Origin of the sequence: Burkholderia sp. 9777_1386, assembly GCF_015712265.1 — a bacterium.
Taxonomy (GTDB): Bacteria; Pseudomonadota; Gammaproteobacteria; order Burkholderiales; family Burkholderiaceae; genus Burkholderia; species Burkholderia cenocepacia.
In genome coordinates this window covers 19,330-34,616 of record NZ_JACCQB010000047.1, presented here as the reverse complement: position 1 = coordinate 34,616, position 15,287 = coordinate 19,330, and the positions used below count along the sequence as shown (strand labels likewise).

Genomic DNA, 15,287 nt, shown 5'->3' with positions numbered 1-15,287 from the left:
ATTCCTCCTCACACCGTGCCGAGCAGGCCCTGCGGCCGGAACCGGACGAGCAGCAGCAGCACGAGGCCGTAGATCAGCATCCGGTAGTCGGCCGCCCAGCGGAACAGCTCGGGCAGCCCGATCAGCGCGATCGCGCCGACGATGCCGCCGAGCACGTTGCCGAGCCCGCCGAGGATCACCATCGTCAGCGCGAGGATCGACACCTGCGAATCGAAGGTCTGGTGATTGATGTAGCTGTACAGATGCGCGGCAATGCCGCCGCTCACGCCCGCCGCGACGCCGCCGACCGCGAACGCGATCGCCTTGTAGCGGTTCGGCGCGATGCCGTGCGCACGCGCAGCCACATCGTCCTCGCGCACCGCGCGCAGCGTGCGGCCGAGATGCGAACGCAGCAGCCGCACCTGCACGAGCGCGAACACGACGAGCACCGCGAACGTGAACCAGTACGCGGCGCGCGCGGTGGTCGCCCACGGCAACGGCGCGATGCCGGTGATGCCGAGCGGGCCGCGCGTCAGGCCGTCCCAGTTCAGGATCACGAGGCTCACCACTTCGCCGATGCCGAGCGTCGCGATCGACACGTAGTGCCCGCGCAGCCGGAACGCCGGATAGACGAGCAGCGTGCCGAGCACGGCGGTGATCACGCCCGCGCACGGAATCGTCACGGCCGGCGACCAGCCGAGATCCGACGACAGCAGCGCCGACGCATACGCGCCGATCACGAGCAGCGCGGCGTGGCCGAGCGAGATCTGCCCGACCGTGCCCGCGACGAGCGTGAGGCTCAGCGCGAGCAGCCCGTACAGCCACGCGTTGGTCAGCGTCTGCAACACGTACGGCGATGCGCCGAGCCACGGCAGCACGGCCGCCGCCGCGATCAGCACGACGAGCACCGGGCGCGGCACGCGCACGGCTTTCGCGGCGGCGAGGAAGGTGCCCGTCATCGGCTCGGGCGGCAGCGCGCGATTCGCGCTGAACAAGCCGTTCGGCCGCCACACGAGGAACACGATCAGCAGCCCGAACGCGAACAGGTCGCGATAGCTGGTGCCGAACAGCGCGACGCCGTAGCTTTCGACGAGACCGAGCAGCAGGCTGCCGGCGATCGCGCCCGGCACGTTGCCGAGCCCGCCGATCAGCAGCGCGACGACGCCTTTCAGCGTCGCCTGGAAACCCATCGCCGGATCGATGCTGTTGTAGTACATGCCGACCAGCAGCCCGCTCACGCCGCCGAGCGCGCACGCGATCGCGAACACGGTCTGGTTCACGCGATCGACGTCGACGCCCATCTGCAGCGCCGCGTCGCGATCCTGCGCGGTCGCGCGCACGGCCCAGCCGAGCCGCGTGAAGCGCAGGAAACCGTACTGCAGCGCGGCCGCCGCGATGCCGATACCCGCGATCAGCAGGTCGAGCGAGCCGAGCGTCGCGCCGGCGATCCGCACGTGCCAGTCGGGCAGCGGCGTCGGCACCGCGCGCGGGTCCGCGCCGAACGCGAGTTGCGCGAGCTGGTCGAGGATGAAGCTGATGCCGATCGTCGCGAGCAGCGGCGCGATGCGCGCGGCATGGCGCAGCGGCCGCAGCCCGATCCGTTCGATCGCGATGCCGAGCGCGCCGCAGCCGACCACGACCGCCGCGAGCGCGACGGGTAGCGGCAGCCCGAAGCGCGTCAGGCACAGCCAGCCGATGAATGCGCCGACCATGTACACCGAGCCGTGCGCGAAGTTGATCAGGTGCGACACGCCGAAGATCAGCGCGAGCCCGACCGCGAGCAGCGCGTAGATGTTGCCGACGATGAGGCCGTTGAGCGTGTAGTCGAGCCAGGAAGCCATTACGATGCGTCCGTCAGGTGCAGGCGGTTCAGGTCGGGTTCAGCGCGCCGCGAGCTGCGGCTTCGCGCCGTCCCACAGCGCCCACTGCCCCTGCTTCACCACCAGATACACGGTGCGCGCGCCCGCCACGCGGCGCGTCTGCGGATCGAAGCGCACCTTGCCGAAGATCACGCTCGGCACGTCGCTGATCTTCGCGAAGCCGTCGTGCGCGGCCTGGCGCGTCGTGCCGTAGCGGCGCAGCACTTCCGCCGACAGGATCAGCGCGTCGTACGCGCGCGCCACGAACGAATCGGGATCCGCGTGGAATTTCGCGCGATAGCGCTGCACGAACGCCTGCACCTCGGGGCGCGGTTCGGCCGGGAAGAAGTTCGATTCGGTGTAGACGCCTTCGACGGCCGTGCCGCCCAGTTCGAGGAACTTCGGCGAATACACGGAGCCCACCGCCGCGATCGGCAGTGCCACGCCCGACGTGCGCGCCTGACGCACGATCTGCGCGCCGTCGGCGTAATAGGAGATCAACACGATCGAATCGGGCTTCGATTCACCGATGCGCACGAGCGTCGAGCGGAAATCCTTCTCCGCCGGCTGGTAGCCTTCGGCCGCGACGACCTGCGCGCCGAGCCCCGCCACCGCCTTCGCGAAGATGTCCTTGCTGGTGCGGCCCCAATCGGTGTTCAGGTACAGCACCGCGATCCGCTTGAAGCCGAGTTCCTTCACCGCATAGCGCGCGAGCAGCGGCTGCTCCTCGGCCTGGCTCAGCGCGGTGCTCCACAGATAATCGCCGCCCTTCGTGAAATCCGGATGCGAATTCGTGAAGCCGAACTGGATCAGTTGCCCGCGCTGGTAGATCGGCGACGCGGCCATCGACGTCGCGCTCGAGAAATCGCCGAGTTCGATCGCGATGCGCGGATCGGCGACGAACTTCTGCGCGATCGCCACCGCCTGGCGCGGGTCGCTGCGGCTGTCCTGGAAGTCGATCGCGAGCGGGCGGCCATGAATGCCGCCGCTGCCGTTGATCTCGTCGAGCGCGAGATCGAAACCGCGCTTCCACTGCTCGCCGTACTGCGCGTCCTGGCCCGTGAGCGGGCCGCTCACGCCGATCACCACCGGCTCGCCCGACACGCCGGCCGCGAGGGCGCCGCCCGTCGACAGCCCCCATGCGGCAGCGAGTGCCGCCACCGTGCCCAGCACGCGTCGCCATGCGCCGCGCGCGTCGTTCCCCGAAACGTTCATGCGTCCCCCAGCTTCAGTCAGTCGAAAAGAGTGAGGGCATGTAACCATCCGGTTCAGGACGATCCAACGAAGTTTTGCGCATATCGATATCGCATGCGGCGCGAAGCAAGCGACGCTCGCGAACGGTCGTCTGTCCGTCGCGCATCAGGCGAAGTACGGGCCTGCATCGCATCGCATTGATTCGATTGGCGTTTCGTTCTCGCGACCTCGCGCAACCGGCGCGCATACGCGCACCACCGGCCGCCGCGACGATCGCGCCCTTCGCAGTTTTCCCGCTGTCGATAGCAAAAATCATTATATGAATCACGCATGCTCGCGCCCCTACAATGCGCAAATTGCATCATCGGAACGCGTCATGGAGCTGCATCAACTCGAAGCTTTTTCCGCAGTCATGTCGGCCGGCAGCGTGACCGGCGCGGGCGAACTGCTCGGCCGCTCGCAGCCGGCCGTCACGCGGCAGATCCAGGAACTCGAGGCCGATCTCGGCTACGCGCTGTTCGACCGGCATGGTCCGCGCGTCACGCCGACGCGCCGCGCGTTCCTGCTGTACGAGGAAGTCGAACGCTCGCTGGTCGGCCTGCGTGCGATCGAGGCGCGGGCGCGCGCGCTCGGCGACGAAACCGCCGAACCCGTGCGCATCGCGGCCACGCCGTCGCTCGCGGCCACGCTCGTGCCGGCCGCGCTCGCCGCGCTGCCCGACGACGCGCATGCGCCGCACTATCAGTTGCGCAGCGAATCGGCCGAGCACGTCGTGCACGAGGTGCTGGCCGGCACGGCCGATGTCGGCGTCGTCACGCTGCCGATGGCGCATGCCGGGCTCGACGTGCACTGGATCGCGCAAACGCCGTGCGTCGCCGTGCTGCCGGCCGACGATCCGCTCGCGGCGAAACCGCGCATCGCACTGCGCGACCTCGCGCGGCGCCGTATCGTGACGGTCGCGAACCGGCATCGGCTGCGTCAGCGGATCGACGCGGCATTCGCGGCCGCGCGCGTCGATGCGCGCGTGTTCATCGAAACCAATGCGTCGCTGAATGCGGTGATGGCCGCGCGCGCGGGCATCGGGATCGGCATCGTCGATCCGGCCACGGGCGTCGCGCTGCCGGTGGACGGCGTCGTCGCACGCCCGCTCGACGTCGACATCCCGTTCGCGTTCGGCGTCGCGACGCCGGCCGGCAAGACGCGCACGGCGGCCGTCGAGGCGCTGCTCGACGCGCTGCATCGCACGACGCGCGCGCTGCTCGACGACGTGATCTTTCACGACGCCGCCGCGCACGATGCGCTGCTGCGCGGCGACCGGTTGCGCACCGAGCGGGGGTCGCGCCCCGTTCGAACGACACGTGCGCGCCGCGCGCGCCCGGAGGCCGCATGACGAGCCAGCTCGACGCACTCGAAGCGCGGCTCGCGCAGGACCTGCGCTGGCTCGACCTGCCCGCGCCGTCGTGGGTGCCGTCGCGCGAAGCGGACGGCGTGCGCGTGCTCGACGTCGCGATCGTCGGCGGCGGAATGGCCGGGCTCGCGGCTTCCGCCGAGCTGCGCCTGCTCGGCATCGACAACCAGTGCGTGATCGACCGCGCGCCGGCCGGCTACGAAGGCCCGTGGGTCACGTTCGCGCGGATGGAGACGCTGCGTTCGCCCAAGCAGCTCGCGGGCCCCGCGCTCGGCCTGCCCGCGCTGACGTTCCGCGCCTGGTTCGAAGCGCAATACGGCCGCGACGCGTGGGACGCGCTCTACAAGATCCCGCGCCCGCAATGGATGGACTACCTGCGCTGGTATCGGCGCGTGCTCGACCTGCAGGTACGCAACGACACGACGCTCGTCGCGCTGCGCCCGCGCGACGACGGGCTGCTCGCGCTCGACGTGCGCGGCAACGGCGAAGCACAGACGCTGCTCGCGCGGCACGTCGTGCTCGCGACCGGCCGCGACGGGCTCGGCGGCCCGTATGTGCCGCCCGTCGCGCAACGTGCGCCGCGCACGCGCTGGGCCCATTCGTCCGAGCCGATCGACTTCGCCGCGCTCGCGGGCAAGCGCGTCGGCGTGGTCGGCGCGGGCGCGTCCGCGTTCGACAACGCGGGCACCGCGCTGGAAGCGGGCGCCGCGCGCATCGACCTGTTCTTCCGTCGCGCGGACATTCCGCGCATCAACAAGCTGACCGGCATCGGCAGCCCGGGCCTCGTGCACGGCTACGCCGATCTCGACGACGCAACGAAGTGGCGCTTCATGCACTACGCGCTGACGTCGCAAACGCCGCCGCCGCGCGACAGCGTGCTGCGCGTCTCGCGCCACGACCATGCGCACTTTCATGCGGGCAGCCCGATCGAGACGCTCGCCGACCATGCGGACGGGCTGGAAGTAACGACGCCGCGCGGCCGCTACACGGTCGATTTCCTGATCTTCGCGACGGGTTTTCATTCGGACTGGACGACGCGCGACGAATTCGCGTCGTTCGGCGCGCACGTGCGGCGCTGGAAGGATCGCTACCAGCCGGACCCGGCGCTGCGGCTCGACGAGCTCGCCGAGTCGCCCGATCTCGGCCCCGCGTTCGCGTTCCAGGAGCGCGAGCGCGGCGCGTGCCCGGCCGTCACGCGGATTCATTGCTTCAACCATGCGGCGAGCCTGAGCCACGGCAAGCTGTCCGGCGACATCCCGGCCATCAGCGCGGGCGCGGAGCGGCTGGCACGCGGAATTGCGAGCCGATTGTTCGATGCCGATCGCGACCGCCACTACGACGCGCTCGTCGCCTACGCGAACGCGGAGTTGCAGGGCGACGAATGGCGCGACGCCAACGCCCTCGATCACTTTGACGACGAAGGAACACCGAAACGATGACTGACTCCATCACGCCGGCCGCCGGGCCGGATACGATCGACGCGGCAGCCGGCCTGCGGGAAGGCGACGCCGTCGCCGCGCTGCGCCGCGCCCGCGACAAGGTGCTGCTGCCGACACAACTGAGCGAAGCCGCGCTGTTCGATCCCGCGTTACCCGATCTTTCGCTGATCGAGCGGCTGCATGCGGCGCGGTATGTCGCACGGCAGTCGAATGCGCACGCGCTGGCCGACATCTATCGCGCCCGATTGCTCGACGCGGGCGGCACGCTCGACGACATCGAACGGGCGGATGCCGACGCGCTCGACGCACTGCCGCGCCGCCTCGGCGCGATCCTGTTGCACGCGAAGCGCCTGACGCACGCCCCGGCCGACGCGCGCGCATCCGATCTCGACGCGCTGAAATCGGCCGGGCTCACGACATCCGCGATCGTCGCGCTGTCGCAGCTCGTCGCGTTCGTCGCGTATCAGTTGCGCGTCGCCGCGGCCGCGCGGGCGCTTCAGGCACGTGCCGCGGAGGCCGCATGACGACGGCAGCCCACGGCTTCACGTCCGACACGCTCGGCTGGCGTGCGTGGCTCGACACGGTATCGCTCGACACGGCGACACCCGATCAGCTCGCGGTGCTGGAAGCGAGCCACCCGCAAGCGAAGACGTCCGACTATTACCTGCTGCTCGTCCACCTTCCCGACATCCTGCGGCAACGCTCGGGCGTATTCAACGCGATCATGTACGGCCCCGGCGGGCTGTCGCGCGCGGAGCGCGAACTGGCGAGCACGGCGGTGTCGCGCGTGAACGGCTGCGTGTACTGCGCGTCGGTGCATGCGCAGCGCTTCGCGCAGCTCGCGAAACGCACCGATGCGATCGAACAGGTGTTCGAGGATCCGGCGAAGGCCGGCACGACGGCGCGCGAACGCGCGATCGTCCGCTATGCGATCGCGTTGACCGAACGGCCCGACGCGATCGGCGAAGATGACATTGCGGCGCTCGAAGTCGAAGGGTTGACGCACGAGGAGATTCTCGACCTGTCGCACGCCATCGCGATCTTCGCGTGGGCGAACCGGTTGATGCTGACGCTCGGCGAGCCGGTGTTCCCGGCACCGGCAGCCACGGCCTGACCGCAGCGAAAGAGGTGGCGCGGGCCCCGCCCGCGTCACGCCTTGTGCGTCGACAACAAGATGCTCGTCTCGGTATTGGCGATTCCGTCGATCAGCCGGATCGCGCCGAGCACGCGATCGAAGTGTTCGAGCGAATCGGCATGCAGTTCGGCGACGAGATCCCAGCGCCCGTTCGTGCTGTGGATCGACGCGACGTTCGGATGCCCGCGCAGCACCTTCACCACCTCCGCGCCGCGATTGCCCTGCACCGCGATCGACATCAGCGCGCGAATCCGGTGCCGTTCGGCGGCCGGCTTGAGCCGTACCGTATAGCCGACGATCACGCCGTTTTTCTCGAGCCGCGTGAGGCGGTTCTGCACGGTCGCGCGCGCCACGCGCAATTCTTTCGCCAACGCGACGACGGGCAGTCGCGCGTTGTCGCGCAGCAGCGCGATGAGCTGACGGTCGACGTCGTCGAGCGTGATCATGAACGGCTTTCCTGTTGAGCGTGAACCGGCCGCCAGCGTGCCGGAGGCCACCCGTTCCGGCCAGCGTGAACTGTTCAAAGTGCCGGAAATGGCTGGCAATTTGCCAAGTCTATCGAGAAATCTGCCACTTTTGCCGTCTTTTTGTTGGCTCGACTCACGGAAATAATGACTCCATCGACCGGCCGACCCGCCGCGCCGCTGCTTTTTCAGCAAGCCCGGATCCGCGCCGACACCCCGCCCGGTCGACCAGAACGCCCGGACACCCGTACCGGCACCGAATATGGAGACAGACCGATGACTCGCTTCCTCGACGTTCCCGCCACCGCCCGCCTGATCGCCAGGACCGGCGTCACGACGTTCCTGCGCGAACTCGTCGACACGCTGCGCGCCGACTACCTGCACTGGGCCGATTTCGACAAGTCGCCGCGCGTCGCGTGCCACTCGCGCGACGGCGTGATCGAGCTGATGCCCGTCGCGAACGCGTCGCTGTTCGCGTTCAAGTATGTGAACGGCCATCCCGTCAATGCGGCGCGCGGGATGCACACGGTGATGGCGTTCGGCGCGCTCGCCGAAGTCGATACCGGCTACCCGCTGCTGCTCGCCGAACTCACGCTCACCACCGCGCTGCGCACGGCCGCGACGTCGGTCCTCGCCGCGCAGGCGCTCGCCCGGCCCGATTCGCGCACGATGGCGCTGATCGGCAACGGCGCGCAAAGCGAATTCCAGGCGATCGCGTTCCACACGCTGCTCGGCATCGACGAAATCCGCGTGTTCGACGTCGATCCGCGCGCAACCGACAAGCTCGTCCGAAATCTCGCCGCGTACCCGAAGTTGCGGGTCGTGCGCGCGGCCTCGACCGCCGACGCCGTGCGCGGCGCCGACATCGTGACGACCGTCACCGCCGACAAGGCATACGCGACGATCGTCACGGCCGACATGATCGAGCCCGGCATGCATCTGAACGCCGTCGGCGGCGATTGCCCGGGCAAGACCGAACTCGAGGCGGGCGTGCTGCACGCGGGCCGCGTGTTCGTCGAATTCGAGCCGCAGTCGCGCATCGAGGGCGAGATCCAGCAGATGCCGGCCGACTTCCCCGTCACCGAGCTGTGGCGCGTGCTGCAGCGCGAAACGGCTGGCCGCGAGCGCGCGGACGAAGTCACGGTGTTCGACTCGGTCGGCTTCGCGCTCGAGGATTACTCGGCGCTGCGCTACCTGTACGCGCTCGCGCAGCAGCACAACGCGGGCGTCGAGATCGCGCTGATTCCGCCGGCCGTCGATCCGAAGAACCTGTTCGCGCTGATCGACGACCCGGCCGCGATCGCGCACGGCCAAGCGGCGTTCGTGACCAAAGCCGTCGCCGCGTTCGCGCGCTGACCGTCAGCGGCGGGCGGCCCCTGCGCCGCCCGTTTTCCTCCCTCCGCTCCCGCCCTTCATGAATCTCGTATCGATCCAGGCGCCATCCGCCGTCGTGATGATCCGGCCGCACCGCTTCCTGCCGAACCCGCAGACCGCGGCCGACAACGCGTTCCAGTGCACGGCCGCAGGCGGTGCTTGCGACACCTCGTCGATATCGGCCGCCGCGCGCGACGAAGTCACGGCCGCCGCGCGCACGCTCGCCGATGCGGGCGTGCGCGTGCACGTGTTCGACGACCACGGCGAGCGCGACACACCCGACTCCGTGTTCCCGAACAACTGGTTCTCGACGCATCCGGGCGGCCATGTCGCGCTGTATCCGATGCACAGCCCGAACCGTCGCCGCGAGCGGCGGGCGGACGTGATCGAGATGCTGAAGGCCGAGTACCGCGTGCAGGACGTGATCGACTACTCGGGCCTCGAATACGACGACGTGTTCCTCGAAGGCACCGGTGCGATGGCGCTCGACCACGTCGCGCGGATCGCGTACACCGCGCGCTCGCGCCGTGCCGATCCGGTCGCGCTCGAACGCTTCTGCACGCACTTCAACTTCGAGCCGATCTGCTTCGACACGGCCGACGCGAACGGCAAGCCGATCTATCACACGAACGTGATGATGAGCGTCGCGACCGAGTTCGCGATGGTCGGCCTCGACCTGATCGCCGACAGCCGCCGCCGTGGCGAGATCGCGCAACGCCTGAGCGAAACGGGGCGCGCGGTGATTGCGCTCGATGCATCGCAAATCGCGAATTTCGCGGGGAATACGCTGGAATTGTCGGGAAAGGATGGGCGCGTGCTCGCGCTGTCGCGGCGTGCGTTCGACTGTCTCACGCACGACCAGCGCGCGGTGATCGAACGCTCCGCGCGGTTGCTGCCGCTCGACGTGCCGACGATCGAGCTGGCCGGCGGGTCGGTGCGCTGCATGCTCGCGGGGATACATCTCGCGCGGCGCTCGATGGCGGCACGCGACGGCGCGGCAATCGAATCGATGGGACGGGAGCGCGAAGCGGTGTCGCACGCCTGACTGTAGCGGGTTCTGACGTCGCGCTACCGTTGACGCGACCGGATGCTTCGATCTGCGAACGAGATCGAAGCATCCGGTCGTACTTTCAATCGGCCAGCAACTTCAGCCCCGCCGGCAGCGTTTCGCCGAATACGCGCGCCGTATCGGCTTCGTCGAACGCGATCGCTTCACGGACCATGTCGATCCACGCCGCCGATGCATTCGCGGCCGACAGGCGCTTGATGACGGCCTCGCGCGTGTCGTCCGGCAAATCGCGCGAGCGGTCGCCCGTCATCCGCGCGATCTGCGCGGCCGCGAACGCGGCCGGCTCGACCTGCTTCCAGTCGAGCGCGAACAGCGCATCGAGCCAGCCGCCAACGATTTCCGCCGGCACGACACTGTGCGCGCTGCCATAGAACGGCCGCCGCGCACCGATCCGCCCGAGCGCCCATGCACACAACGCGCGTTCGGCCGGCTTCTGCAGCTGCACGATCAGGCGCTCGGCGAGCTCGACCTTGCGCTCGACGGGCAACCGTTCGAGCGACGCGGACAACCGCGTCATGTCGGCCGGCCCGACCTTGGCCGGATCGAACGGCAGCTTGCGCCGCTTGTCGTCGGACGGTTCGAGGAACGCGATCGCGTCGCGCACCTGCGTCTGCGCATCGTCGTCGAGGCCGCCGGCCACGCGCCGCCACAGCGTCCACCACTCGGACCACACCTGCGCATCGGTCACGTATTGAATGCCGTCGTCGAACAGCGGCCACAGTTGCTCGATGCGCCACGCGTCGAGCGGATGACCGAATCCCGGACGCAGGCAATAGCCGGCGAGATTCAGCCACGCGCGCTCGTGATCGGCCGAGCGACGGCGCCGCCGCGCCCGTGCGAGCAATGCGTCGAACAGTTCGCGCGCGAGCGCGACGTCCCAGTCTTCGCGGGCGCCGAGCACCTGCTCGAGTTGCGCGCGCAACCGGCGCGTGTCCTTCGGCGTCACGCCCGCGACCTTGCTGCCGAACGAGCGCTCGATCAGCTCGATCGCCTGGTCGAGCCGCGGATGCCGCGCGGACGCCGCATCGTCGCCGTGCCCCGGCGCATCGCCGCGCAACTGGAATTCGAGCCGCCAGCGGCGCGCCGCGTCGTCGGTCGCGATGCAATGCATTTCGAGCGTGCCGACCTCGGTCAGCGACGCGGTGAGCTTCACCGGCGTTTCGCGCGCGTCGCCACCCGCCTTCGCGTCGACGACGGTCGCGATCGGCGGCAGCCGCACGAAATCGCCGCCGTCGAGATCGACGAGATCGCCGGGCCGGTACTTCGTGTCGGCCACCGTCGATACGAGGTGGAACCGCACCGGCTGCCCGAGCTGCAGCGCGAACGTGCGATCGTCGAGCCGGATCTCGCGTCCCTCTTCCGCGCCGCGCGGCAGCAGGCAGACGCCGCGGGCGGCAGAATCGTCCGCACCGTCGTCGAGCACGAGGAAATAGCTGCGCGCGGAGCCGCCGCCGATGCGCGGCGCATGGCCGGCACGCGCGAGCCCGTAGGCCACCGCGCCACGCGCGACGGCCACGTCGGGATGCGCGTTGTGCAGCACGTCGAGCGGCGCGCCGCGCCACGCACCGAGCGTCTGCGCAAGCCGGCCGGCGAGCGCGCCCGCGCGGAACACGCCGCCGTTGAGCAATAGCGTGTCCGGCAGCGGGCCTTCCGCATGACGATTCAGGAACGCGGCGACGTGGCGCGTGACGGCCGCGTCGCTCGCATACGGCAAGCCGAATTCGACGATCGCCGCGCGCGCCCGGCGCGGCAGTTCGCCGGCCTCGACCTGCGGAAAGAACCCGTCGACGACGATCTGCTCGACTTCCTGCCGCGTCAGCTCGGCCGAGCGCGCGCCGCCGACGAGCTTGCTGCCCGCGCCGAGCAGCGTGACGGTGACGGACGCCGGCGCGTCGTCGCCGAGCAGCCGCTCCTTCGCCGCGCGGCAGCGCTCGACGAGCTGCGACAGGCTCGCGGCCGACAGCCGCGTACCGGGCTCGGTCAGCCGTGACTCGACCAGGCGCGCGAGCGCGAGGTCCATGTTGTCGCCGCCGAGCATCAGGTGGTTGCCGACGCCGACGCGCGTGAAGGTCGGCTCGCCATCGTCGCCCGGCGCGACGTCGACGAGCGTGAGGTCGGTCGTGCCGCCGCCGACGTCGCAGATCAGCACGCGCCGCGCCGCGGCGAACGTCTCGCGCAACGTGTCGCGCTGGCCGTACAACCAGTCGTAGAACGCGGCTTGCGGCTCTTCCAGCAACCGCAGCGCTGGCAGCTTCGCGCGCCGTGCGGCCTCGACGGTCAACGCGCGTGCGCCGTCGTCGAACGACGCGGGCACCGTCAGGATCACGTCCTGCCGCGCGAGCGGCGCGTCGGGAAAATGCGCGTCCCACGCGTCGCGCACATGCGCGAGATAGCTCGCGCTCGCCTCGACCGGCGACACCTTGTCGACGCCGTCGGCCGCGCCCCACGGCAGGATCGCCGCGAGCCGATCGACCGACGCGTGCGACAGCCAGCTCTTCGCGCTCGACACGAGCCGGCCCGGCACCTGCGCGCCCAGCGTGCGCGCGTAGCGGCCGATCACGGCCGGCGGCGCGCCGACCGCGCCCGCCTTCGTGTCGGCCTTCGGCTCGGCCGCCCACGGCAGCCGCAGCGCGTCCGGCGGCAGCTCGCCCGCCGCCGGGTGATAACGCACCGACGGCAGCAGCGGCTGCGCGGCCACCGCGCCGGGCCCGACGAGTTGCTCGACGTCGAACACGCGGATCGCGTCGGAACCGGCCTCGACGTACGCGACGACCGTATTGCTCGTGCCGAGGTCGATGCCGACCGTATAACGCTTCATCGCGCTCAGGCGGCGCCGCGCACGTCGAACTCGACCTTCCAGCGCTCGTTCGTGCCGCTCGGGATCGCCTCGAGTTCGAGCGTGCCGGCTTCGGTCACGCGCGCGTGCAGCTTCACCGGCACGACTTCGCCGACGGTGCGCCCTTCGGCGGGCAGCGTCGCCTGGATTTCCTCCAGCTCCTGCAGCTCTTCCGGCGACCAGTAGTCGAGCAGCGTGCCGACCTGATCCTGGCGGCGCACCGACGAACCGAAGAAGCGGAACTGCACCGGTTCGCCGACGACGAGGCCGAACTCCTGCGGCGGCAGCGCCGCATCCGAGCCTTCCTCCATCCCGAACGGCGCGACGCACAGCGCCTGCACCGGCGGCTCGAGCCCCGGCACCGCGGGCATCGCCGATTCGATTGCGACGTAGTACGCACGCGCCGTGCCGCCGCGAATGCGCACGCCACGGCCGCGCTTCACGTAGCCGTAGTACGCCGCGCCGCGCGCGACCGCGAGATCGAGATCGGCGCCTTCGAGCAGGCGCGCGGGCGGCGCGCCTTCGGCGGCGAGCCAGCCGTTGAGCGTGTCGAGCACGCGCTGCGTGAGCAGCGTCGACTTGAACACGCCGCCGTTGAACAGTACGGCGGTCGGATGCAGGAACGTCGCGCCCTGCGGCAGCGTGCGCTGCACGCCTTCGAGCGTGTCGAGCGCCGCGACCTGGCGGCCGAGGAACGCCGCGAGATGGCGCGTGATGCCGGCGTCCTGCGCATACGGCAGGCCGAGCTGCGTCAGGCCGACACGCGCGCGGCTCACCGGCCGCGCGGCGGCATCGACTTGCGGGAAGAAGCCTTCGAGGATCGTCTGCGTGAGTTCCGCGCGCGTCAGTTCCGTGCGGATCGAGCCGCCGATCAGCTTCGAGCCGCGGCTCGGCACGACGAGCGGCACCGCATCGGTGGTCGGGTCGGACAGCAGCGTTTCCTTGGCCGAGCGGCACGCGTAGGTCAGCGCGCGCAGTTGCCACGGATCGGCCTGCGTGCCCTGCTGCGCGAGCTTGCGTGCGACCACGTGCGCGAGGGCGAGGTCCATGTTGTCGCCGCCGAGCAGGATGTGCTCGCCGACGGCCACGCGATGCAGTTCGAGATTGCCGTCGCGCTCGACCACCGCGATCAGCGACAGGTCGGTCGTGCCGCCGCCGACGTCGACGCACAGGATCAGGTCGCCGACCTGCACCTGCTTGCGCCAGCCGCCCTCGCTCTTCTGGATCCAGCTGTACAGCGCCGCTTGCGGCTCTTCCAGCAGCGTCATCCGCGAATAACCGGCGGCACGCGCGGCTTCCGCCGTCAGTTCGCGCGCGGCCGGATCGAACGACGCGGGGATCGTGACCGTCACGTCCTGGTCGGCGAACGGCGCGTCGGGATGCGCGTGGTCCCACGCTTCGCGCAGGTGCGTCAGGTAGCGGATCGAGCTTTCCAGCGGCGACACGCGCGCCACTTCCGGCGGTGCATCGCTCGGCAGGATCGCCGCGCGGCGGTCGACGCCCGGATGGCACAGCCAGCTCTTCGCGCTCGACACGAGGCGGATCGGCGTGCCGGCGCCGCGCGTGCGCGCCATCTCGCCGACCGCGAAAGCGCGCGAGGCCGTCCACGGCAGCGTCAGGTCGCCCTGGGTCAGCTCGCTTTCATGCGGCAGGTAGAGGAACGACGGCAGCAGGTCGCGCGATTCCAGCGCGCCGGGCGCGGTGAGCTGCGCGATCGGCAGCACCTGCTGCACGATCTTTTCGCCATCGCTCGTGCTGCTGTCGACGTACGACAGCGCGCAATGGGTCGTCCCGAGGTCGATACCGATCGAATAGCGCGGATCGCTCACAGTTCCACCTCCGCCGGTGCGATCACCGATGCGTCGTGGCTGCCCGTCAGCTTCGGCAGGCGCACGTCGGACACGCGCCAGCCGCGATGGCTGACGGTGCCGGTAAACGGCGCGGAGCCGACCACGTTGCCCGTCACGCGCACGGCGGTCGCGTCGAAGCCGGCCGGCAGCGTCACGCGGCTGCCTTCGGCTTCGTCGCGCACCGGCACGATCGTGAAGTGTTCGCGCAGCGCGGCGCGGCAGCCGTCGTGCACGAGGCGCGCGGCGGCGCCGATGTCGGCGTCCGCATAGCCGGCGATGTCTTCCTCGACGAAATCGATGAAGCGCGCATCGCGTTGCAGCAGGCCGAGCAGTTGCAGGGCGGCCTGCGGGCTCGCTTCGCGCAGCTCGGGCGCCGGCGCCTTCACCGGCGCGGGGGCGACCGGCGCGGCAGCCGGCGCGGGGGTCGGGGCCGGCGCGACCGGGGCCGGCGCGCCATCGCGCACGCGCAGCACTTCGGCCGCGAACTCGCGATTGCCGAGCACGGAGAAGAACGTGCCGACGGCCAGCGACAGCCGGCCGAAGAAGGACAGGTTGGATTCGGGCATGGGGTCTGGACTCCTGTGGGCTCGCAGCACGGCGAGCGTTTCTTGCCTGGGCGCCCGGCGGCGGCGTGCGGCATGCGCACCGGCGCCGCCCGGCGCGTGATTCGAACGCACCCT

At 70.2% G+C, this 15,287-nt stretch carries 12 protein-coding genes; 6 read left to right on the top strand and 6 right to left on the bottom strand.

From position 1 onward, the window contains the following. Nucleotides 1–8: 8 nt before the first annotated feature. Both H0X91_RS27240 and H0X91_RS27235 read right to left on the bottom strand, forming a co-directional pair. Nucleotides 9–1,820, bottom strand: a complete 1,812-nt coding sequence (locus tag H0X91_RS27240) for an ABC transporter permease (protein WP_196433518.1) — start codon at nt 1,818–1,820, stop codon at nt 9–11. Nucleotides 1,821–1,859: 39 nt separating this feature from the next. Beyond that, nucleotides 1,860–3,053: an ABC transporter substrate-binding protein gene (locus H0X91_RS27235; protein WP_048988388.1), complete on the bottom strand. Its 1,194-nt coding sequence runs from the start codon at nt 3,051–3,053 to the stop codon at nt 1,860–1,862. Nucleotides 3,054–3,408: 355 nt separating this feature from the next. Here H0X91_RS27235 and H0X91_RS27230 point away from each other — a divergent pair, with 355 nt between their 5' ends. Genes H0X91_RS27230 through H0X91_RS27215 form a run of 4 tightly spaced genes read left to right on the top strand, consistent with a single transcriptional unit; the run spans nt 3,409 to nt 6,993 of the window. Then, the gene (locus H0X91_RS27230) at nt 3,409–4,422 is read left to right on the top strand and encodes a LysR family transcriptional regulator (protein WP_034202756.1); all 1,014 of its coding nucleotides are present in this window, start codon (nt 3,409–3,411) and stop codon (nt 4,420–4,422) included. Then, complete coding sequence (locus tag H0X91_RS27225) at nt 4,419–5,879, top strand: NAD(P)-binding domain-containing protein (protein ID WP_006495672.1); 1,461 nt, start codon at nt 4,419–4,421, stop codon at nt 5,877–5,879. Before H0X91_RS27230 ends, H0X91_RS27225 begins: the two co-directional genes overlap by 4 nt. Beyond that, nucleotides 5,876–6,403: a CMD domain-containing protein gene (locus tag H0X91_RS27220; RefSeq protein WP_034202758.1), complete on the top strand. Its 528-nt coding sequence runs from the start codon at nt 5,876–5,878 to the stop codon at nt 6,401–6,403. Before H0X91_RS27225 ends, H0X91_RS27220 begins: the two co-directional genes overlap by 4 nt. Continuing rightward, nucleotides 6,400–6,993, top strand: coding sequence for a peroxidase-related enzyme (locus tag H0X91_RS27215; RefSeq protein ID WP_196433517.1), 594 nt, complete (start codon nt 6,400–6,402; stop codon nt 6,991–6,993). Before H0X91_RS27220 ends, H0X91_RS27215 begins: the two co-directional genes overlap by 4 nt. Before the next feature lie 35 nt (nt 6,994–7,028). Here H0X91_RS27215 and H0X91_RS27210 read toward each other — a convergent pair whose 3' ends face one another. Next, nucleotides 7,029–7,460: an Lrp/AsnC family transcriptional regulator gene (locus H0X91_RS27210; protein WP_006479718.1), complete on the bottom strand. Its 432-nt coding sequence runs from the start codon at nt 7,458–7,460 to the stop codon at nt 7,029–7,031. A 294-nt stretch (nt 7,461–7,754) separates the two neighbouring features. On the opposite strand from H0X91_RS27210, the gene H0X91_RS27205 reads away from it, so the two are divergent. Further along, a complete protein-coding gene (locus H0X91_RS27205) occupies nt 7,755–8,834 on the top strand; it encodes an ornithine cyclodeaminase (RefSeq protein WP_060267605.1) in 1,080 nt (359 codons plus the stop codon). Nucleotides 8,835–8,892: 58 nt separating this feature from the next. Continuing rightward, nucleotides 8,893–9,897 (top strand): citrulline utilization hydrolase CtlX, encoded by a 1,005-nt coding sequence (gene ctlX / locus H0X91_RS27200; protein ID WP_058902742.1) that lies wholly within the window; start codon nt 8,893–8,895, stop codon nt 9,895–9,897. Between the two features lie 85 nt (nt 9,898–9,982). On the opposite strand, the gene H0X91_RS27195 is transcribed toward ctlX, so the two are convergent. The 3 genes from H0X91_RS27195 to H0X91_RS27185 are packed head-to-tail and all read right to left on the bottom strand — an operon-like array spanning nt 9,983 to nt 15,173. Continuing rightward, nucleotides 9,983–12,739, bottom strand: coding sequence for an Hsp70 family protein (locus H0X91_RS27195; RefSeq protein ID WP_196433516.1), 2,757 nt, complete (start codon nt 12,737–12,739; stop codon nt 9,983–9,985). Between the two features lie 5 nt (nt 12,740–12,744). Continuing rightward, nucleotides 12,745–14,586, bottom strand: a complete 1,842-nt coding sequence (locus H0X91_RS27190) for an Hsp70 family protein (protein ID WP_006484308.1) — start codon at nt 14,584–14,586, stop codon at nt 12,745–12,747. Then, nucleotides 14,583–15,173, bottom strand: coding sequence for a DUF2760 domain-containing protein (locus H0X91_RS27185; RefSeq protein WP_034202763.1), 591 nt, complete (start codon nt 15,171–15,173; stop codon nt 14,583–14,585). Before H0X91_RS27185 ends, H0X91_RS27190 begins: the two co-directional genes overlap by 4 nt. Between the last annotated feature and the right edge of the window lie 114 nt (nt 15,174–15,287).

Coding starts and splice junctions, on each gene's coding strand:
- H0X91_RS27225 (WP_006495672.1), top strand. CDS start 4,419: ATGACGAGCCAGCTCGACGCACTCGAAGCGCGGCTCGCGCAGGACCTG.
- H0X91_RS27230 (WP_034202756.1), top strand. CDS start 3,409: ATGGAGCTGCATCAACTCGAAGCTTTTTCCGCAGTCATGTCGGCCGGC.
- H0X91_RS27205 (WP_060267605.1), top strand. CDS start 7,755: ATGACTCGCTTCCTCGACGTTCCCGCCACCGCCCGCCTGATCGCCAGG.
- H0X91_RS27215 (WP_196433517.1), top strand. CDS start 6,400: ATGACGACGGCAGCCCACGGCTTCACGTCCGACACGCTCGGCTGGCGT.
- H0X91_RS27240 (WP_196433518.1), bottom strand. CDS start 1,820: ATGGCTTCCTGGCTCGACTACACGCTCAACGGCCTCATCGTCGGCAAC.
- H0X91_RS27195 (WP_196433516.1), bottom strand. CDS start 12,739: ATGAAGCGTTATACGGTCGGCATCGACCTCGGCACGAGCAATACGGTC.
- H0X91_RS27235 (WP_048988388.1), bottom strand. CDS start 3,053: ATGAACGTTTCGGGGAACGACGCGCGCGGCGCATGGCGACGCGTGCTG.
- H0X91_RS27220 (WP_034202758.1), top strand. CDS start 5,876: ATGACTGACTCCATCACGCCGGCCGCCGGGCCGGATACGATCGACGCG.
- ctlX (WP_058902742.1), top strand. CDS start 8,893: ATGAATCTCGTATCGATCCAGGCGCCATCCGCCGTCGTGATGATCCGG.
- H0X91_RS27210 (WP_006479718.1), bottom strand. CDS start 7,460: ATGATCACGCTCGACGACGTCGACCGTCAGCTCATCGCGCTGCTGCGC.
- H0X91_RS27185 (WP_034202763.1), bottom strand. CDS start 15,173: ATGCCCGAATCCAACCTGTCCTTCTTCGGCCGGCTGTCGCTGGCCGTC.